This window comes from Saccharibacillus brassicae, from assembly GCF_006542275.1.
GTDB classification, from domain to species: Bacteria; Bacillota; Bacilli; order Paenibacillales; family Paenibacillaceae; genus Saccharibacillus; species Saccharibacillus brassicae.
The window spans coordinates 1,918,109-1,938,659 of the sequence record NZ_CP041217.1; the positions used below are offsets into that span (position 1 = coordinate 1,918,109).

13 protein-coding genes are annotated in these 20,551 nt (G+C 58.4%); 1 reads left to right on the forward strand and 12 read right to left on the reverse strand.

Annotated elements, in window-relative coordinates; all coding sequences use genetic code 11:
• Nucleotides 1-25: 25 nt before the first annotated feature.
• From FFV09_RS08100 to FFV09_RS08150, 11 genes are all read right to left on the reverse strand, one after another.
• Entirely contained in the window at nt 26-1,489 is a 1,464-nt protein-coding gene (locus FFV09_RS08100; RefSeq protein WP_141447358.1) for a S41 family peptidase, read from the reverse strand.
• Nucleotides 1,490-1,605: 116 nt separating this feature from the next.
• On the reverse strand, nt 1,606-3,009 hold the full coding sequence (locus FFV09_RS08105; protein ID WP_141447359.1) for a murein hydrolase activator EnvC family protein: 1,404 nt from the start codon (nt 3,007-3,009) through the stop codon (nt 1,606-1,608).
• 49 nt (nt 3,010-3,058) lie between these two features.
• Nucleotides 3,059-3,967, reverse strand: a complete 909-nt coding sequence (ftsX, locus tag FFV09_RS08110; protein WP_141447360.1) for a permease-like cell division protein FtsX — start codon at nt 3,965-3,967, stop codon at nt 3,059-3,061.
• A complete protein-coding gene (ftsE, locus tag FFV09_RS08115; RefSeq protein WP_141447361.1) occupies nt 3,957-4,643 on the reverse strand; it encodes a cell division ATP-binding protein FtsE in 687 nt (228 codons plus the stop codon). The genes ftsX and ftsE overlap by 11 nt, the downstream gene beginning before the upstream one ends.
• 512 nt (nt 4,644-5,155) lie before the next feature.
• Nucleotides 5,156-5,809 carry a hypothetical protein gene (locus FFV09_RS08120; RefSeq protein ID WP_141447362.1) on the reverse strand — a complete coding sequence of 218 codons (654 nt, stop codon included), beginning with the start codon at nt 5,807-5,809 and terminating at the stop codon, nt 5,156-5,158.
• A complete protein-coding gene (pilM, locus tag FFV09_RS08125; protein WP_141447363.1) occupies nt 5,790-7,475 on the reverse strand; it encodes a pilus assembly protein PilM in 1,686 nt (561 codons plus the stop codon). Before pilM ends, FFV09_RS08120 begins: the two co-directional genes overlap by 20 nt.
• Nucleotides 7,476-7,490: 15 nt before the next feature.
• Entirely contained in the window at nt 7,491-8,246 is a 756-nt protein-coding gene (locus tag FFV09_RS08130; protein ID WP_141447364.1) for a prepilin peptidase, read from the reverse strand.
• A gap of 171 nt (nt 8,247-8,417) precedes the next feature.
• Nucleotides 8,418-8,921: a prepilin-type N-terminal cleavage/methylation domain-containing protein gene (locus FFV09_RS08135; protein WP_141447365.1), complete on the reverse strand. Its 504-nt coding sequence runs from the start codon at nt 8,919-8,921 to the stop codon at nt 8,418-8,420.
• A 146-nt stretch (nt 8,922-9,067) separates the two neighbouring features.
• Complete coding sequence (locus tag FFV09_RS08140) at nt 9,068-10,273, reverse strand: type II secretion system F family protein (protein ID WP_141447366.1); 1,206 nt, start codon at nt 10,271-10,273, stop codon at nt 9,068-9,070.
• Nucleotides 10,273-11,322: a type IV pilus twitching motility protein PilT gene (locus tag FFV09_RS08145; RefSeq protein WP_141447367.1), complete on the reverse strand. Its 1,050-nt coding sequence runs from the start codon at nt 11,320-11,322 to the stop codon at nt 10,273-10,275. The genes FFV09_RS08140 and FFV09_RS08145 overlap by 1 nt, the downstream gene beginning before the upstream one ends.
• Nucleotides 11,323-11,362: 40 nt before the next feature.
• The gene (locus tag FFV09_RS08150; protein WP_141447368.1) at nt 11,363-13,027 is read right to left on the reverse strand and encodes a GspE/PulE family protein; all 1,665 of its coding nucleotides are present in this window, start codon (nt 13,025-13,027) and stop codon (nt 11,363-11,365) included.
• A gap of 425 nt (nt 13,028-13,452) precedes the next feature.
• Here FFV09_RS08150 and FFV09_RS08155 point away from each other — a divergent pair, with 425 nt between their 5' ends.
• Nucleotides 13,453-18,489: a choice-of-anchor A family protein gene (locus FFV09_RS08155; protein ID WP_170314965.1), complete on the forward strand. Its 5,037-nt coding sequence runs from the start codon at nt 13,453-13,455 to the stop codon at nt 18,487-18,489.
• Between the two features lie 201 nt (nt 18,490-18,690).
• Here FFV09_RS08155 and FFV09_RS08160 read toward each other — a convergent pair whose 3' ends face one another.
• On the reverse strand, nt 18,691-20,526 hold the full coding sequence (locus FFV09_RS08160; RefSeq protein ID WP_141447370.1) for a hypothetical protein: 1,836 nt from the start codon (nt 20,524-20,526) through the stop codon (nt 18,691-18,693).
• Nucleotides 20,527-20,551: the final 25 nt, after the last annotated feature.

A 20,551-nucleotide genomic window follows, 5' to 3' on the forward strand; every position in this document is an offset into this window, starting at 1 on the left:
CTTCTTTTCGTTCAAACCGCTAAGTTTAGGAGTTCGACGCCGGAGCGAGCGTTCCCTGCTTCAATTCCTTGATCGCCCGATTCAACTGGGTATCGTTGGCCGGATCGGTAATCGCTTCAAGCGTGGCCGCTTCGAGAGCGACCGCCGTTTTTTCGTCGATCATGCCGCTGACCGTCATCTTTTGCGCTTGTTGGAACGCTTGAACCTGTTTCTTCGTTTCGGCATCGAAATATCCGTCTTTGCGCTTGGTGTCATAGCCGAGTCCGCTCAGCATGACCTGCGCGCTTTTGATGCTTTCGTTGTTCATGTCGGATTTCCATGTCTTCTCCTTGTTGATCGGAGCGACGGTGAAATAGTCCGGCTGGCTGACTTTCTCGTCCGGTTTGATTCCTTTTTCGTGAATCCATTCGGCATCCGGCGTCAGCCATTTGGCGATGGTCAGTTTGAGCAGCGTGCCTTTGCCGAGTTCGTTCGGAACGCTCGTCTGCACGGTGCCTTTGCCGAACGAGTTCTCCCCGAGCAGCTTGGCTCCCGCGGATTCTTGAAGCGCGCCCGCCATGATCTCCGACGCGCTTGCGCTGCCGCCGTTGATCAAGACCGTGACCGGGTAATCTTTGAGCTTTGCCGTGCCCGACGAACGGAACACTTTGCGCGCCACGCCGCGTTCTTCTTCCTGCACGATGATGCTGCCTTTCGGCACGAATTCCTTGGACATGTCGACGACGACGTCGAGCAGGCCGCCCGGATTGCTGCGCAGATCGATCACGAGCCCTTCCATGCCTTTTTGCTCAAGCTTGGACAGTTCTTCCTTGAACCGTTCGCCCGTGTTGGTCGAGAACTGCGTCACTTCGATAATGCCGATGCCGCCGTCTTCCATCCGCGCGTTCACGGTCTCCAGCTTGATATCCGAGCGGGTAATCTCGAACTTGATCGGGTCCTGCGTGCCCGGACGCTTGATCATGACCGTCACTTTGCTGCCTTTGGGACCGCGAATTTTGGATACGGCCGTCTGCAGGTCAAGCCCCGCCAGCGATTCGCCGTCGACCGACAGCAGGACGTCTTTGGCCTGCACGCCCGCTTTTTCAGCCGGCGATCCCTTGATCGGGGAGATGACCGTCACCTGTTCGTTCTTCAGTTCCACTTCCGCGCCGATTCCGGTAAACGAACCCTGGATCGACTCGTTGAACTCGCTCGCCTGTTCGGCCGGCATATAAGCGGAATACGGATCTTCGAGCGAGCCGACGATGCCGTTGATCGCGCCCGTCACGAGCTTCTCGTGATCCACTTCCTTGTAATAGTTGTCTTCGATCAGCTTGACCGCCGCATTGAGCTTGTTCATGTCGACCCGGCTCAGTCCGGTACTTGCGCTTGCACTTGAACTCGCTCCGCTGCTTGCGAAGATCGGATAATTCGTCAAGGCCAGCATCGCTCCCCCTCCGATGATCATTGCCAGAATGACCAACAGAACCGCTGTCCGTTTTTTCACCATGGTGCAAGCCTCCTTGGAAATATCCTAAGTTTACGTTCCGAATATGAAGCGCAAGACCCGCCCCGAAAAAGCGCCGGGCGGGACCTTGAAAGCCTGAAATCTTCCGTTAGTGGAACTTACCAGCCCAGGTAAGGGCCGGGATTGACCGGTTCGCCGTTTTCGCGCACTTCGAAATGCAGGTGGGGACCGGTCGAATTGCCGGTCGAGCCGATCTCGGCGATCTTCTGTCCGCGCTGCACCGTCTGGCCCGACGAGACCATGACGCCGCCGTCGCGAATATGGCCGTACAGCGTCCAGATGCCGTTGCCGTGGTCGATTACGACGGTGTTGCCGTAACCGTTCCACCACTGGGCTACCGTGACGACGCCGCCTTCGGCGGCATGGATGTCGGTGCCCTGCGGAGCGGCCATATCGACGCCCGTATGCTTCTTGATTTTGCCCGTGATCGGGTGCACGCGCGTGCCGAAGCCCGACGACATCCGGTAATGATCGACCGGCGTCAGCATCAAGCCGCTGCCGGGCGCGGCCGTCGAACCGGTATCCGGCGTCGCTTCGGGCGCCGGAGTGCTCTCCGCGTTGTACGAATAGTCGCTCGAAGACGGAGACTGCGCCGCCTGCACTTCAGCCTGCGCTTTGGCGGCTTCCGCTTCGGCCAGACGCTGTTCTTCGGCCTGCTGGGCCGCCGCAGCCTGACGCGCTTTCTCCTGCGCGACGCGCAGCGCCGCTTCTGCCGCCGCTCTGCGGCGCGCTTCTTCGATCTCGCGCTTCTCGCGTTCCAGATCGGAACGCTTCGTCGCGAACTCGACCAGCATGGAATCCTGCTCCTGGCTGATCTCGCCGGCTTCTTCGATGTCCAGCTCGTACTTGGCGATCAGCTCGCGCTTTTCCTGCTCTTTGGAGTCGAGCTCTTTTTTGTGGGCTTCCACTTCGGCGAGCAGCGTCTTCTGCTTGGCATGCTGCGTCTCCAGATCCGCCTGCTTCTCGATCACGATCTGCTGATCGCGCTTGTGGTCTTCTAGGATCGTGTTGTCCTGGCCGATGATCCGCTTGATCGAATCGGCCCGGCCGAGGAAATCGCCGAAATCGGCCGAAGCCATCAATACGTCGAGATAAGAAACGGCGCCGTCGGTGTACATCATACGAACGCGGGTATCGAGCAGCCCTTCGCGCTCCGCGATGCGCTTCTTGGCGGCTTCGAGATCTTGTTCGGTCTGCTCCAGCTGCATTTCGGTCTCCGACAGCTCCACGGTAACCTGGGTCAGCTTGCTGCCTACCGCTTCGATATTCGCCAGCACCTGCTCCAGGTACTCCGCCGTTTTATTTTTGTAATGCTCGGCTTTCTTTTTGTTGGATTCCGCCGATTTTTTCTGGGCCTGCGCTTTCTTTTCCTTCTGCTGCAGCTCTTGAAGCTGGCGATCGATCTTGTCTGTCGAAGGAGCGGAAGCGGCATGGAGGCTGGCGGGCTGAACGATCGCTGCGGCCAACAAAAGGCCGGCCAATACCGAAGCTGTTTTTTTCAAAGCGGTTTCCCATCCTTTATTCCGAATTATTGTTGCGGGCGTCGTCGCGTCAGACCTTCAAAAATTTACGGATCGAAATGGTGCTGCCCCAAGCTCCGATCAGGAATCCGAGCAGTAGGATCAGCAGGCTGAACCAGAGCCAGATTTCCTGCAGCGGAATGAGGGTGAACAGGGTCTGCGCCCAGCCTGCCGCGGCAAGCTCCACCCGATAGTAGCCGTACAGCAAAATGACCAGGGTCAGCGCCGAACCCGTCATGCCGACGAGCACGCCCTCGATAAAGAACGGCCAGCGGATGAAGCGGTTGGTCGCGCCGACCAGCTTCATGATCGCGATCTCCCTGCGGCGGGCGATGATCGTGACCTTGATCGTGTTCGCGATCAGGAACATGGCCATGGCGCCGAGCCCGATGACGAGCACCAGTCCGACGATGCGGATGGTCTGCGTCCATTTGAACAGCTGTTCCGCCGTGCCTTTTCCGTAATCGACTTCGTAAATCGGCTCGTCCGTATGCGCCGCGTTCAGCGCCATAATCTTGTCCGCCACGAACGGCACCGTCGTCGCTTCGACGACCTGCACCTGAAGCGTATCCGGAAGCGGGTTCGTTCCCGTCTCCTCGTAGCCTTTGACCATGGCGTCGCCGAGTCTTTCGCGCATCGTCTCAAGTCCTTCTTCCTTGGAAATGAACGTCAGCTGCTGCACTTCGGGCATGCTGCGAATCTCCTGCTCGATCACTTCGCGTTCGGCCTGCTGAATATCCAAATTGAGGTAGACGCTGATCTCGACCTGCTTGTCGGCCGCGTCGGCGGCCCGGTCCAGGTTCAGGACGAGCAGCAGGGCGACGCCGAGCAGAGCCAGCGACACGATGATGGACAGCATCGAAGCGACCGACATCCAGCCGTTGCGGAATACGTTTTTCGTGCCCTCGCGAAAGTGCCGCAGAAGGGTATTAAAATTCATAACCGTATTCTCCCCTCAGCTGGTCGCGCACGACGTGCCCGTTCTCGATCGCCAAGACCCGCTTGCGCATCGTGTTGACGATCTCCTTGTTGTGGGTCGCCATGACGATCGTCGTGCCGCGGAAATTGATCTCGTCGAGCAGCTGCATGATGCCCCACGACGTCTCCGGGTCGAGGTTGCCGGTCGGCTCGTCCGCGACGATGACCGAAGGGTTGTTGACGATCGCACGGGCGATCGCCACGCGCTGCTGCTCGCCGCCGGACAGATGCGCCGGTTCGCGATTCGCTTTGCTCTTCAGCCCGACCAGGTCGAGCACTTCCATGACTCTTTTCTTCATGATCTTTCTCGGCGCCTCGATGACTTCCATCGCGAAGGCGACGTTTTCGTAAGCGGTCAGTTTCGGCAGCAGACGATAATCCTGGAAAATAACCCCGATATTCCGGCGCAGCAGCGGAATATTGCGCTGCTTGAGCTTGCCGAGGTTGAATCCGTTCACGGAAATCTGTCCCTTGGTCGGCACTTCTTCCCTGTAGATCAGCTTCATGAACGTCGATTTGCCGGCGCCCGAAGGGCCGACGACGTAGACGAATTCGCTGCGGTCGATCTGGAGCGAAACCCCTTGAAGCGCGTGGGTTCCGTTCGGATATGTCTTCCACACATCCTGCATGTCGATCACGGTATCACTTCCCGAATTTGGATTTGAAGCTCAAGGCGCATTCGCGTCCCCCGCGCGCCTCTCGTTCCCCGGTGCCGCCGGACGTGCCGCGGCCCTGTATCTATTCAAGCCCGAACGTCGCTGCTTAACCGTTCGTGCCCGTTCAACTCTCCTCTATGTAGTTCATTGTAACAAATTTGTATCCATATGAGTAGAGAGCCGGTCTTCCCATCCTGCACAAAGCGAAGGGGGAGGTTTTTCTTATTGCGACCTCTTGCAAAAAAGCTTCGGGCACGCTAGCAAGCGGCTCCGAAGCTTACGGGGGACTTCCCCGGGCCGAAAAGACTCGTTCCGGCCTTGATTCCTTGATTCCGACTATGATGAACCCGATGCGCCGACCGGGAGCCTACGATTTCCGAACGAACGCCGCGCGGTGCGTTCAACGACCCGCCGGGCATATAGTCCGGCGCGCACGCGCACACCCAGTATAACCGATGCTCCCCGGCCGCGTCCACTTCGCCGAAGACGCCCCGTTACGGAGCAGCCGTGCCGCTTCCGTCCGCCGCTGCGCCGGCCGGGTCTGTCCCCGCGGCCGCATCGGCCGGAGCCGACTGCGGCACATAGCTGGCCGTGAACGTTACGGTCGCTTCAAGCAGCGCGCCGTTGAAGTCGTAAGGCTTGTTCAGCGTGAATTGTTCCACGGACGTCAGACGCGGCAGGTCCTGAATCGCGCTCATCCACGCCTTGATGGCGGCGTAACTGCCCTGAATATTGGCGGTCACGTAGATCGAACGCACCTGGCCGGAAGCCGGTTCGGCTGCGCTCGCCGCCGCCTGATCGCCGCCCGCCGTGTTTTCGTTCGCGAACGTGGCGTCGGACAGGCGCACGCTTGTAGCCAGTCCCACGTTGTAGAGATCGTTTACGATCTGCTCCTGATTCGGATCGGCCGGCAGCCGGCGCGCGATCTCTTCCTCGCTCAGCTCGCTCGTTCCTTCGGTCGTCAGCTCGTCGATTTTGCGCTGGTAAATCCCGTTCTCCTGCTGGAGCCGGACAATCTCGCCGTCGGTTGCGGCGATCTCTTCCGACTGCGGGCGAATCATGAGCATGTAAGGCACCAGCAGTAGCATGAACAGCACGGCGACGCCCAGTATGAGCGCCTGACGGTTATTATGGATTCGTTCCATCATTGACGCTTTCCTCCTGTGTCGTAAGATCCGAAGACGCCGCACCCGGCGCGATCGCGTTGCCGATCGACCGCGTCGAGTCGGCGGCCGCGTCCGCTCCGTTCTGCGCAGCAGCGGCCTGCATCCCCTGCAGGGACACGCTGTACACGGCCGCGTACAAGCCGGTCGCGCCTGCCGTGCTTCCGTTCCCCGTGTCGCCTTCTTCCGCGAGGCTGGCAATCGTGGCGTTCGAGACGAAATCGAGACGCTTCAACCGGGCCAGATAAGCCGCGGCGTCTTCGATCTTGCCCACGTCGACCGTCAGGTCGATCGTGCTGCTTTGCGAATAGGAGATGTCGCGGATGACGCCGCGCTTCGGAAGCTGGGCGTCCAACTGCTCCAATACCGCCGTCGCGTCCATGCGCGCGGCTTCCAGCTGCAGGATCAGCGCGGCCGGAGAGCCTCCGCCTCCTTGCAGGCCGGCCAATTCGAGCTGCTTGACCTGGCTGTCCGACTGAAGCGACGCGACCTGCGCGGTCCGGTCGGCCAGTTCGCTTTTTTGAGCCAGATAAGTGACCGTCACGCCTCCTGCCGCCAGCACCCAGATCAGCAGCAGCGCAACGAGCGCATACGGCAGCACCTTCACGTCGCGGTCTTCCCGCGGCAGCAGGTCGATCAGGCTGTTCTTGTCGTCCCGCAGCGCGGCCCCGACCGCGACGCGGTACAGGTTGAGCGACGAATCTTCGCTTTTGCCGGGCACGGCTTCCAGCTGCAGTTCCTGAATATCGATCTCCGCCAGCGCAAGCCGCAGTTCGTTCACGAGCTGCCGGCGAATCGCTTCCGGGCCGGTGACGACCAGCTCGTTGATCCGCGCGGCGCCGTCATGCAGGCTGTATTGGTAGAAGTTGAGCATACGCGAGATTTCGGCTGTAATTTCCACGATCTGCTCGGTCGACAGGCTGTCTTCCCCGAGCGCGGCTTTTTGGGCCAGGTAGGACTCGGATTGGAACATCGGCGCTTCGTCGGCCAGGTCGAGCAGGTTGATCGTGCGCATGAACACCGGATTGCCTTCGCGGAACATGTAGACGTCCATTTGCGAATGTTCCAGATGCACGAGCATCGTATCGGCAAAAGGCTTGTTCTGCGCGATTCCGGTCATCCGGGCAAGCGCCGTCGCCGACACTTCCACGCTGTCCGTCTTGACGCCCGCTTCGTCCAAAATGCCGATATATTCGTTGATCAGCCGGCTCGGCGCCGCAAATACGAGCACCCGCGTCACTTCTTCTTCGATCCCGTCTTCCTGCGTAATCTTCTCGCGGCCGATCGGGATGAAATCGTACACCGGTTCTTCGAACGGCAGATGCAGCCCGGTCTCGACTTCGAGCGCGACCAGCTGTTCCACCTGCTTCGGATTGACGGCGGAGATGTTCATTTTGCGGATAATGACCTGCGAAGGCGGCACCGACAGCGCGACCCGGCTGCCTTTGAGGCCCTCCTGCTCGACCCAATCCCGAATCTGCGTACGCAGCTTTTCCTCGTCGGCGATCTGGTTTTCGATAATGGTTCCGGGTTCGAGCGGCAAAAAGCTCTGCTGTTCGATCTCCCAGGTTTTGTTGTTTTTGAGTTGGATGAAGCGGACCCCGGTCTGTTCGATCGTAAGTCCCGCTTTTTTGCTTCCGAGTCCCAGCATGCCTGGTGTGTCCTCCTAACCGATCAGCGAGAAATATCCGCCGATAATCTGCGTTCCGTAGAGATAAGCGATCAGCGTGCCCAGCGCAAGCCACGGTCCGAACGGAACGGGCTGACGGCGCTGCACGATTTTAAAAGAAATCAGAAGTACGCCCACGATCGTGCCCAGCGCGCAGGCCAGCATGAACGCGAGCACGGCCGGCCCGATCCCGAGCACGAATCCGCACAGCGCGAACAGCTTGACGTCCCCCATGCCCATGCCGCCTTGGGTCAGCAGCACGATCAACAGGATCAGCCCGCCGCCGAACAGGCCGCCCAATCCGTAATGCCACCACGGCGCGTCCATGAACGCCAGGCGCAGCACGATCAGGATCGGCGCGAAAAAGAGCAGCACTTTGTTCGGAATGAGCATGTATTTCAAATCCGCCACCGTGACGATCACGCACAGGCTGACCAGCACGAGACCGAGCCCGGCTGCCCCCGTCAGGCCGAAGCGCAGAAACATCCAGAGGAAAAGGATTCCGGTCGCCGCTTCGAACAGCGGGTAGATCGGCGAGAATTTGATCCCGCAGTGCCTGCATTTACCTTTTGAAAACATATAGCTGAATACCGGAACCATGTCTTTGGCGCCCAGACGCGTACCGCAGTTCCCGCAGCGCGACGGCGGATGCACGACGGACTCCCCTACAGGAACCCGAAGGCCGACGACATTGAAAAAAGAGCCGAATAACAGGCCCACGACGGTGACGTAGATGGCGATAAAAATAGTCATCAGGTAAGGTACGTTGGAGTAAGGCGCTCCAGTCCAAAAGGTTGTTCCAATCGCTGTTGCCCTCCAATTTTCGGATAAGATAAAAGTTCAAGAGATAAAGAGAAACCGGAAAAACGGGTGGGTTTTTCCGGTTTGTTCTATGCTCTAAACTTAGATAATAATCATTATTTATTAAGGAGTTTTAGCCGGTGTTTTGGTAGCACTCAATACTTCTTTAGCAGTAAATGTATATTTTTCACCATCATTCAAAATAACTTCTGTCAAGGCTCCAGTTTTATCAAAAGTAACTTGAGTTCCTTCAACCAGCGCTGCTTTGGAACTTGGCAGTACAATGTCTTTTTCAATGTACTTTCCATCAACCATTTCTTTCAGAGTTACTGTAGCAGCCTTTTGGAAATCTCCGTTTTTCGTATCGATAACGTACATTCTAGCAGCGTTGTAAACTTGGCTCGCCGTGCTCAAGTCGCCGTTGTCTCTCGACTTGTTGATGATGTTACCGATCAGAGGAATCGCGATAACCGCGATGATCGCGATGATAACCAGTACGGCCAAGAGCTCGATCAGGGTGAAGCCTTTTTCTTCTTTGCCCATTTTTCTCAGTACGCTTTGCATGAACTTCGATTTGCCGGCTTTCTTGACTTCTACTTCATTGACCATTCCTGCTGCTTCGTTCATCTTGTGTCACTCCCGTGGTTTTATTTTCCGGATTTTACCGGGTCTTGCCTTTCGACTTCCGCGTCTGCGAAAGCCGATTTCGCGGCGCTCCACATATCTATACCGAACTCTGGGCATAGCGCTTCATGAAGAGCCGCGTGCTTTTTTTAAAAACTGCTGTATAACGTAAACATCGGCAGCATGATCGCGGCCATGATCGTTCCGACTACCGCCGCCAGAAACACGATCAGCAGCGGTTCCAGCAGCGATTTCAACCGATCGACCGTGTTGTCCACGTCCATCTCGTAGAAATCGGCGACTTTGGCGAGCATGTCCCCCAATGCTCCGGTCTCTTCGCCGATCGCGATCATCTGCGTGACGAGCGGCGGGAAGACCCACGATTTTTCCAACGGCCCCGAGAGCGAACGTCCCTGACGGAGCGAATCGCCGGCGCTGCGGATAACCTGGCCGATGACCCGGTTGCCGGCGACGTCTTCGACGATCGTCAGCGACTGCAGGACGGGCACGGCGCTTGCATATAATGAAGAGAACGTACGGGTGAACTGCGCGATCGAGCTTTTCTGATTCAGCTTGCCGAACACCGGAACTTTGAGCTTCATGTAATCGATCCAGTACGCGCCCTGTTCGGTACGCTTGGCCACGAAGAAAGCGGCGATAAGAATCAGGATCGCGAGCCCCCATAAGTACCAGTAATGCTGGATGCTGTTGCTGAGCGCCAGAACCGCAATCGTGATCGCCGGCAGTTCCGCGTCGAACGAATCGAACATCGTGATGAACTGCGGCACGATCGCCCACAGCAGATACACCGTGGATACGATCGCCAAGACGGCGACCGTCGCCGGGTAAGTCAGCGCCGACTTCACTTTTTCCCGGGTCGAGTGCTGCTTCTCGAAGAACATCGCCAGGCGATCCAGCGTGCCTTCGAGGTCCCCCGTCTCTTCCCCCGCCCGCACCATGCTCACGAACAGAGACGGAAAGATTTTGCGGTGTTCCTGCACGGCCTGCGAGAACGGAATGCCTTTGAGCAGGCTCGACGAGACCTGGATCAAGGCGCTTTTGAGCGCTTTGCTCTCGGTCTGTCCGGCCAGGATCGTCGTCGCGTCCACGATGGTGATGCCGGCGCGCATCAGCGTGGCGAACTGGCGGCAGTAGATGATGAAATGGATCGACTTGACCGGATTGCCGATATAGATTTCTTTGGACAAGACCGTATTGTTCTTCTCGACGAGCGAGAAGACTTTCAATCCGCGTTTGCGGAGTTCTTCCATGGCGGCGGCTTTGTCGCTCGCGTTCATCTTGCCTTTGAGCCGCTTGCCGCTGCCGGTTCGCACCTGATATTCGAACTGCGCCATCAGGCGGTCACCTCCGTCATGTACTCTTTGGCGGCCGCCGGATCAACCTGTCCGCGCTGCAAATGCTCGCGGATATTCATCTCCAGCGTGTGCATGCCGTGCGCTTTGCCGGTCTGCATGACGCTGCGGATCTGGTGGATCTTCTCCGAGCGGATCAGGTTGGCGACGGCCGGCGTATTGATCAGCACTTCCGTCGCGCAGGTCCGCCCCTGCCCGCCGCGGTTCGGCAGCAGGCGCTGCGAGATGACGGCGGTCAGGACCGAAGCGAGCTGGGTGCGCACCTGCGGCTGCTGGTGGCCCGGGAAAGCGTCGATGATCCGGTCGATCGTCTTCGGCGCGTCCGTCGTATGCAGCGTCGCCAGCACCAGATGGCCCGTCTCCGCGGCCGTAATCGCCGCCGAGATCGTCTCCAGATCCCGCATTTCGCCGACCAGGATTACGTCCGGGTCCTGCCGGAGCGCGGCCCGCAGGCCGTCCGCGAAGCTTGCCGTATCCAGTCCGACTTCGCGCTGATGGACGAGCGATTTGCGATGGTCGTGCATGAATTCGATCGGATCTTCCAGCGTAACGATATGCTTGCTGGTCTTCGTATTGATGTCGTGAATCATGGCTGCGAGCGTCGAAGACTTGCCGCTGCCGGTCGGGCCGGTGACGAGAATCAGTCCCTGCGGCCGGTGCGCCAGCAAAGCCAGCGCCCCGGGAAGGCCGAGCTGCTCCATCGTCGGAATGCGTTCCGGAATGGAACGGGCCGAGATCGCCGCATGGCCTTTTTGCCGGTAGACGTTGATCCGGAACCGGTCCGCGCCCGGCAGGGCATAGGCGAAGTCGAGTTCGCCTTCGGTCCGGAAGCGAAGGGCGCGTTCTTCGCCGAGCAGGTCGGCCGCCATTCGTTCCGCTTCCGCCGGACTGACCGGTTCGCCGGCCAGCGGCATCAGCGAACCGTGGATGCGTACGCTCGGTGGCGCGCCGACCGCGATATGCAGGTCCGACGATCCTCTGGCGTGCATCTCGCGCAGCAGCTCTTCGATTGTCCGGTTGTGTTCGTTCATCTTCTGCAGCTCCTCCGCCGTTCGTCGGAAGCCCTTGCGTTTAGTGGGCTACCGTTTCTTTCATGACTTCCTGAAGCGTCGTGATGCCCATGCCGACTTTGCGGAAGCCGTCTTCGAGCAGCGACTTCATGCCTTCGCGCTTGGCCACGTTGCGCATGTCTTCGATGGTACCCGATTCGTTGACGAGGCGGCGCAGCGCGTCGCTCATCGGCAGCACTTCGTGGATCGCGACCCGGCCTCGGTAGCCGGTCGTGCTGCAGTTGCCGCATCCTCTTCCTTTATATAGCTTATCGGCGAAAATCCCGTGACTGTGCATGAGAATTTTCTCCTGTTCCGAAGGCGTGTACTCCGCTTTGCATTCCGGGCATATTTTCCTGACCAGCCGCTGGGCGACGACGCCGATCAGCGACGAAGCGATCAGGTACGGCTCGATGCCCATGTCGCGCAGACGCGTTACGCTGCTGACCGCGTCGTTCGTATGCAGCGTCGACAGCACCAGGTGGCCTGTCAGCGAAGCGCGAACCGCGATCTCGGCCGTCTCCGTATCCCGGATCTCCCCGACCATGACGATATTCGGATCCTGACGGAGAATGGAGCGCAGGCCAGCCGCGAACGTCAGGCCGATGGCCGGGTTCACGTGAACCTGATTGATGCCTTCGATCTGGTACTCGACCGGGTCTTCGACGGTAATGATGTTCGCTTCTTCGGTATTGAGATGGTTCAGCGCGGAATAGAGCGTCGTCGTCTTGCCGCTGCCGGTCGGACCGGTAAGCAGCATGATGCCGTACGGGCGTTCGATCATTTCCTTGAACACGGTAGAGTTGCGGTCGTCGAAGCCGAGCTTGTCCATCGACTGCACGCCGGTCGTCAGGTCGAGCAGACGAAGTACGATCTTCTCGCCGTGCACCGTCGGGAGCGACGATACCCGGATATCGATCATGCGGTAATCGACCTGCATCTTGATCCTTCCGTCCTGCGGCAGGCGCCGCTCGGCGATGTTCAGCTTGGCCATGATCTTCAGGCGCGCCGTGATAAAGCCCTGCATCTGCTTCGGAATCATCCGTTCGGTCCGCAGCGAGCCGTCGATCCGGTAGCGGATCGCCAGATTGTTCTCGCCCGGATCGACGTGAATGTCGGAAGCGCGCAGTTGGGCGGCCTGCTGGATCATCTGGTTGACCAGCTTGACGATCGGCGAATCCTCGTCGGTAATCTCGGTCTCTTCGATCTCTTCCGCGCTCGGCAGTTCGCCCATCATCTGGTTCATCGAATCGCGCAGGCCGTAATGCCGGGCGATCGCCCGCTGCAGCTCGTCCCGCGTACAGATGGCCGGCTCGATCCGGAAGCCCGTGCTCATGCGCAGGTCTTCGATCGCGAAGTAATCGAGCGGATCGGCCATGGCGACCATCAGCTTGCCGCCTTCTTTCATAAATGGCAGTACCTGATAGCGCTTGGCCATGCTCTCCGGAATGATCTGCGTGATGGCCGGGTCGATCTGGTATTTGAACAGGCTGACATGGGGAATCCCGAGCTGGAACTCCAGCACTTCGATCAGCTGCTGCTCCGTGATCGTGCCCTGCGCGATCAGATGGTCGCCGAGCTTGCGCTTGGTCTCCCGCTGCTCGACGAGTGCCTGCTGCAGCTGCTCTTCGGAAATAATGCCGTTCTCGACGAGCAAATCGCCGAGCCTTTTCTTAATGATTGCCATTCCCGCTTCATCTCCGCATATTTATTGAAATTTGAGATTCAAACTTTGCCGTTTCCAACCGAAAAAAGAATAGGGATCTACAAGCGCATAAGCCATACGGTTTATAAAAACAGGGACCATCGACCGAAGCGTCTTTCTTTATATCGTAGAATCGGGAGGGCTTTTTTAGAGGATTTCAGAAAAAAATCGAAAATATTCGAAAAAATATAATTTCACGCGATTTATACAGGCGGAGTGTGTAAATAGTGTTGTGAACCTAAGTCTTATGACCTAAAATGATTATATACCACAGCGTTTCGATTTTGACAATTTACTTAGACAAACACTCCCTGTTCCAGGTTTTCATAGGTACACGGAACGATAAGCAAGCGAAGTGCATGATCACCCGATTTTATTACGAACCGGCGATCCGAGGAGGAATTTTAGTGAAGAAAAAGTACGTGGGTATTTTGGCTCTCGTGTTGGCGATCGTCGCGGTAAGCGTGCCTTTCGGCATGTGGAAAGCGTTGGCCGATACGGAGCCGCCTTACCAGATCAAGATTCTTGAGATCGTCGACAACGGAACTTACGCGCTGAATGACGCTTTGGCCGGAACGGCCAACGTTACGGTCGACACGATGCGCATGAAGACGTTCGTCGCGATGCGCACCGAATTGGAAGGCAAGTACGACGCCATCTACTTCGGCAAAGGCTCGTACAGCACGACGCAGGCACAGACTTTCACCACCGGCCCTTCCAACGAGCAGCGGGCCGCCCACAACACCACCGCGATCATGAACGACATCACCAAGCTCAAAGCGGGCGAAATCGAGGCCGAGTACATCCTCAAAGGCCTGCCGGTTATTTTCCACACCTCGATCGCCGGTCAGAGTCCGCGCGGCAACCTGTACGCTCTCTACAATAAGTATGCCAGCGCCGCGAGCCGTGCGAGCAATACGCTGTTCGTGTCGGATTCGAACCTGGTCAGCACCGTTGCGGCGAATATCAAAAGCGGCAGCGCGCTGTACAAGCAGCGGCCCCACGTCGAAATCGTCTCCAAGCCGGCCGACTTCCTTGCCGGTTCGACGACGGTCTATACGACCGGCAACACGCTGAGCTTTACGTTCAATGCCAACAATGTCCGGGATTTCAACACGCCCGTGAATGCCAAGCTGTATGCCAGCGTCGACAAGGTGCTTCCGCTGTCGGAAGAAAACGTCGTCGCCAGCTCCACGCTCTCTTCCCGCAGCGGCACGCTGACGTACAAACTGCCGCAGACTTATTCGGGTCCGATCTATTGGAAACTGGAACTGACGGCGAACGGCCTGAGCGATTACGCGGAAGGAGCTTTCCGGGTACGCGACAAGCAGACCGTTATCCGCGTGCTGCAGGTTATGCCGAACAACGATAACAGCAGCATGCTGAGAACCAACAACATGAATCCGTCGTATCTGCGGACAAACGATTACGATATCCAGATCACGCCGGTTCTGTTCAACGAATTCAACATGGCGAGCAATGCGAACTCCTACGCCAACCTGAACGGCAAGTACGACATGGTCATGTTCGGGTTCGTCGACAACTACAACACGCAGACGTCCGGCTCCCTGACCGACGCGGCCGCGGCGGGCGTCAATGCTTTTATCAATACCGGCCAGGCCGTCATGTTCACGCACGATACGATGATCGGCAGCGCCTCCAATCCCTGGATCAAAAATTTCCAGAAAACGACCGGCCAGACCGGCGCGTACACGAATATGGGTCTGGGAGCGCCCAACCCGTCCACCCGTACCAAAATCGTCAACAGCGGCTTGCTGACCCAATTCCCGTTCGACCTTTCGCTCAAGCCGGGCAATACGAACGGTTACGTCGGACAAATCGCGCGCACGCACGACCAATACTACATGCTGGATCTCGAAGACCCGAACATCGTTCCGTGGTACAACATCGTGAGCGAAGACGCGGACGCCGCCAACTACAAGCGCGACAGCGACGACAGCTACGACCACTACTACACGTATTCCAAAGGCAACGTCACGTACTCCGGCACGGGCCATACGAATACGAACTTCCCGGAATGGGAGCAAAAATTGTTCGTTAACACGATGTTCCGCGCCTTTATCGGTTCGAACCACGCGCCGAGCGTCACCGTCATTTCGCCGACGGCGGCGGAAACGACCAAACCTTCTTATTTGAAAGATTTGGTATTCAGCTACCAGGTGGACGACCTTGACCTGCAGGACCCTACCGTCTACTCTTCCGTTCGCTTCAAAGTCAACGGACAGTACGTGGACAGCATGAATATCGCGGAGAAAAACGTGCCGAAAGGTTCGGTCATCATCGAGAAGTTCAAAAATCCGCTGCTGCTGCAGCAGGGAACGGTTCAGATCGAAATCAAGGCCCGCGACAAGCAGGGTGCGACCGCCGTCAAAACGATCGACCTGACTTTGCAAAAAGTATCGGCGAATCTGCTGACGGAACGCACGCTGGACACGATCCCGGCCAACTACGAATTCCTGACGGGCAGCACGGTCGGCATGACGTACAAAGTGACGCCGCAGTCGATACCGGCCGCGGATATCCGCACCGGCGAGAACGGCCTGCAAACGCTGGAGATTTCGAACGTCGCGTATACGGAGAAACTTCCGGCCGGCCTTGAGATCTCGGGCGCCCTGCCGCCGGGCATGACCAAGACCGGCACGCTCGCCGCCGGCTATACGCTGAGCAAGACGTTCGACAAAATCACGTATACGCTGAACGGCAGCTCGTACGTGCCGAACGCCGGCAGCCTATTCTCGTTCCATCTGAATACGATTCCGACGGCAAAAGCGACCTATAACCTGAACCAGGCCCGTTTGTCTTACGAGGACGTGCACGCGGCCGACAATGCCGCAGCGGGGGCCGGCACGATTTCCCTGATGAACGGCTACAGTCTCATCACGCTCGGTCCGGACACGACCACGATTACCGGAGGCTCGATGCAAGGACGCGCCTTGTTCAGCGGCCCCGCGGCGTTGAGCAATTTCAGCATCGGCGAAGGACTGCCGGGTTATGACGCGGCGTTCCCTACCGTAGCGACCAAGGGCGACCTGACGATCAACGGCGGATCGATCAGCAAAGGACCGATTTTGTCCGGAGGAGCTTTCACTTCGACCGGCTTCGGGATCAGCAACACGACGATCCTCGCCGGCGGCAATGTGAACCTGAACGGCAACAACGGTTTGAGCAATTCTTCCGTATGGGCCGGCGGCAACCTGACCCTGAACAATTATTACGTGGATAACGGCCTGAACTTCCGCACGGCAGGCAACTTCGCGTTGACCGGCGGCGGAATGAATGGAGGCAGCGTCGTCTACGGAGGCACGTCGAATTTCACGAGCCCTTACGTCACCGCTTCCACGCCGGCCGCCGTCAAGTCGCAGTTCGACACGCAGAAGAATGCGACCAACGCCAAAGGCGTCTCGGATTTCGAAGCCGTCAAGCAGCAGCTGACAAATCTGTCCAACACGTACGGCGCCCTGACCGCAAACGGGGCGCGGGATGCTTCCGACCAGAGCGGCATCGTGTTCAAGGGAACCGATCCTGCGGTCAACGTATTCAAAGTGGACGGCTCCCAGCTTCCGAACCTGAATAACCTCAAGATTCAAGTGCCTGCCGGTTCCACGGCCATATTGAACGTCGTCGGAGGAAACGTCACGTTCTCGGGCGGGTTCGACCTGATTGGCGCCACAGCCGACAAAGTGATCGTCAACTATGTGGGCACCGGTTCGGTCACGCTGACTTCGGTCGGCTTGAGAGGCACGCTGCTCGCTCCGCAGGCGACAGTAAACTTCAACGGCGGCGATATCTCCGGCACGATCGTAGCCGGCAGTTACAAGACGACCGGTTGGACGTCGATCGGCAGCGGCACGTTCGGGGGAGCGGCTCCGTCCGCCGCTTCGACGCCGGGCGAAAATCGCACGATCCAGTTCCCGGACGTGACCTTCAACGCCATCGTCAAGACGAGAAGTATCGCTCTGCCGGATCAATCGATCTGGGTCGGCGACTCGACGGTTCTCGTCCCGAACGTCGTCATGACGGACGGCACGACGAATCCGGCGCCGCTGCTCACCTGGTCCAGTCCGGACCCTGCCGTGAAGATCTCGTATCCGAACGGCACGAACAACGGCAAATCGTCCAGCCTTAGCGTCACCGGCCTGCAGCCGGGCACCGCCCGTATCACGGCAGCGGCTTCCGACGGCAGCGGCATCGTAGGCACGGCGACCATTACGGTCGAAGCGCCGGCATTGACGATCGAAGGCAGTTCGTCCGTCAACGTCGGACAGACGATCCGCGATCTCAAAGCCGTAGTCAATGCGTCCAACCTGCGTATCGACGGCGTGCAGTGGCGCGTGATCAGCTCCAACGTGGCCAACGTCACTTTGGGTCAACAGGTCGATCCGACCTCGCTCCACTTGACCGGCGTCAAAAGCGGCACGATCCGTCTGGAAGCGACCGCAACCATTACGAACACGAGAACGAATACGAGCCGGCCTCTGGTCGCGTTCAAAGACATCACCGTCATCGACAACCTCGACAGCGTCGTGATCAACGGACCGGATACGGTCAAAAAAGGCGGCACGATCGACCTCAGCACGGTGATTCTGCCGGCTACCGCCAATATCGGCAGCATCTCCTGGACCGTCACCGACGGACAAGGCAATGCGGTGCTGACGCCGGGCAGCCCGGTTCCTTCGAAGACGGCCTCTCTGCAGGGCGTCGCGCCGGGTCCGGTTACGGTCAGCGTCACGGTACGCACGGCCGGAGACAACCCGGTTGAACGCACCGTCACCAAGACGATTTGGGTACTGGACTTCGCCATGACAGGGCCGGATACGGTCTACGTCGGCGATTCGATCAACATGAGCGCTTCCCTGCTGCCGGCCAATTACCCGGGCAGCCTCGCTCCGGTCAAATGGTCGGTAGCGAACATCCCGAACTCCGGTCCCGGCACCAATCCGTATGCCCAGTTCGGAACGAGTGCCGCTCCGTCGGGCACAAGCTCGGGCAGTACCGCCGCCCTGACCGGCTCGACCGCGGGCAAGGTCAACGTAACGGCCGTGCTCACTACGCCGGCCGGAGACTTCACCGTGACCCGTCCGGTCACGATCAAGCCGGTCGTGACGGCGCTCCTGCTGCCTCCGACGGTCAAAGTCGAACAAGGCATGCCGTTCGACCTGATCAGCCGCGGACCGCTGATGATCAACCCGATCTCCATTCCGCTGCAGGATATTCAAAGCCAGCTGGTCTGGACGACGGCAAACCCATCCGCGGTCAGCGTGGACAAGAACGGGCTCGTTACCGGCCTGCTGGAAGGTCAGGAAGTCCTGGTCACCGTTTCTTACAAAAGAACGCCGAATTCCGAAGCCATTACCACTTCGACCCGGGTCATCGTCGCCAAAGCGGTCGATCCGAATGCGCCGACCGACGGCGACCGCTACTGATACGTTTGATACGCTCGATTCACTGGATTTGCTCGCACGGCGCCGCCCGCAGGTTCGCTTGAACCGCGGCGGCTGACCGTTCGGCCTTGTCCTTATCCCGTGTATGAAAAAGAAGCCCCTACCTGTACAGGTAGGGGCTTCTTGCTGCTTGCGGAAGTTTTCCGCCTTTGGTGACCAAGCCGCAAAGCGGCCGCTCTAAGGCTAAGGCGCAGTGATCTCGGACTCTTGAATCAATTCGATCTTCTCGGCCTTCACGCTGACCTGATCGACCCGCGGCAGCGCCAATCCCTGGTGCTCGAACACGCCGTCGTTGTAATTGACTTTGAAGCGGCTCGCTTTGCCGTAAGCCTGATCGTCGAAATTGATCATTTGACGGCTTGCGTCTTCCGTCGAATTGCCGACGACGGCATTCACGGTCAGATTGCCTTTGGCGAAAAATCCGCCCTGCAGATCGAAATTCGAGCCTACTCCGTACAGTTCGGCCGTTGCGTCGGTGTAGAAAAACCCGCGCAGCGTTTGGGCGACAGCGGCCGGGGTGAAAGCATCGACCCGGTTGAGCAGGATCGGCCCTTTGGAGATGAGCACGATTTCTTTGCTGCCGTCGGCTCCGGTAATGGTCGCATCCTGAATCTTCGTGCTGCCCAGCGTGAACAGTGTGGAGTCCACGTTGATATGGCCCTGCAAATTCACGGAACCCGTCACGAGAACGCTGCCGTACAGATTAAGCGGCGCCTTGTCGATCGTATTGTTGATCGTCAGGCTGCCGTTCACGATCAACCAGGAAGAAGGGTCCCGTCTGGTCTGGATCAAGCCTCTCAGCCATTCTCCGTCCACGTTGAGATCGCCGTCGAAGACGACCGTACCTTGCATATTCGTAAGGGTGGTCGCCAGGTCTCTGAGCGCTTTCTCGTACTTCGGGAGATCAAACTTGATGTACTGCGTGTACGCTTTTTCGTATTCGTCCAGCTGCTGCTCGTACTTCTTCTGCGTCTGCGGGTCGGTCGAAGCCGGATTCACCGGCCGGATCGGCTTGATCGGCTCGGTCGGCATGCGCAGCGCATTCGGGTAACTTTTCAAATAAGCGGACATGGCCGCGTTATCTTCCGGAACCGCGGCATCGCCCAGATTGAACGCCTGCGCGAATTTGTCCTTGAACGATTGATTGACGTCTACCCGGACGAACTGCTCGCTTTTGCGAACGCGCACCTGGCTCAGATCGATGCCCAGCGCTTTGAGCACGTTCGCTTTCGTCAGCTCTCCGCTCAGAGCGGCGCCGTCTGCTCCGCGATTAACCTGCCTTGCCGGGTAGTTGTTCTCGGACAGGTTGAACTGGTCCAGCGACTGGATAAACGCCAACGGCTTCACGCCGCCGTCCCGTTCTTCCATTTTCGGGAACAGACTTTGCTTCTGCAAACTTTGAGCGTTATAGGCATAATTCGCCACGTTGCTGACGCGGAGCGTTTTACCTGCATAGATATTGCCTTTGATCTGCGGCGAACCGTTAAGAATCAGATCTTCTTCGGAACCGAACGCATAATTCAGAAAGTCCGGATACACGCTGACGCGCACTTTCTGTCTCAGCACGCGGTCGACTCCGTTCACGTCGCTCTTGGCGATCAGGGTCACCGTATAGGAAGTGCTGCCTTTGACCGTGCTGCCGCCGAAATCCGCTTGCGGCTTGGCGGAGATCAGCTGCGTCGAAGCCAGAGCCACTTCGGTCTTGACTCCGTTTTCCGACTCGGCCGACTCTCCCCCTGCGGCAAGGGCCGGAATGCTGTTCACGACGCTCTGCAGAGTCGAGCCCAGCATATCCGCTTTGATCTGTTTGCCGTCCAGGTTGGCCGCGATGTACGCCACCGACTCGTCCAGCGTTTTTTGCGTCAGCTGCAAGCTTTGGATATCATTCTCCCGGGTCAGCGTGCGTCTTGCCCCGCCGACGGTCGCGCTCAGTACCGCTACGCCCAGCAGCGTCAGGATCAGCATCATGAACATGACCATTACGAGCGCCGAGCCTTTTTCTTCGCGGAAACGTCTCATCGGAGCCTGTTCCCCTTTCCCTTGT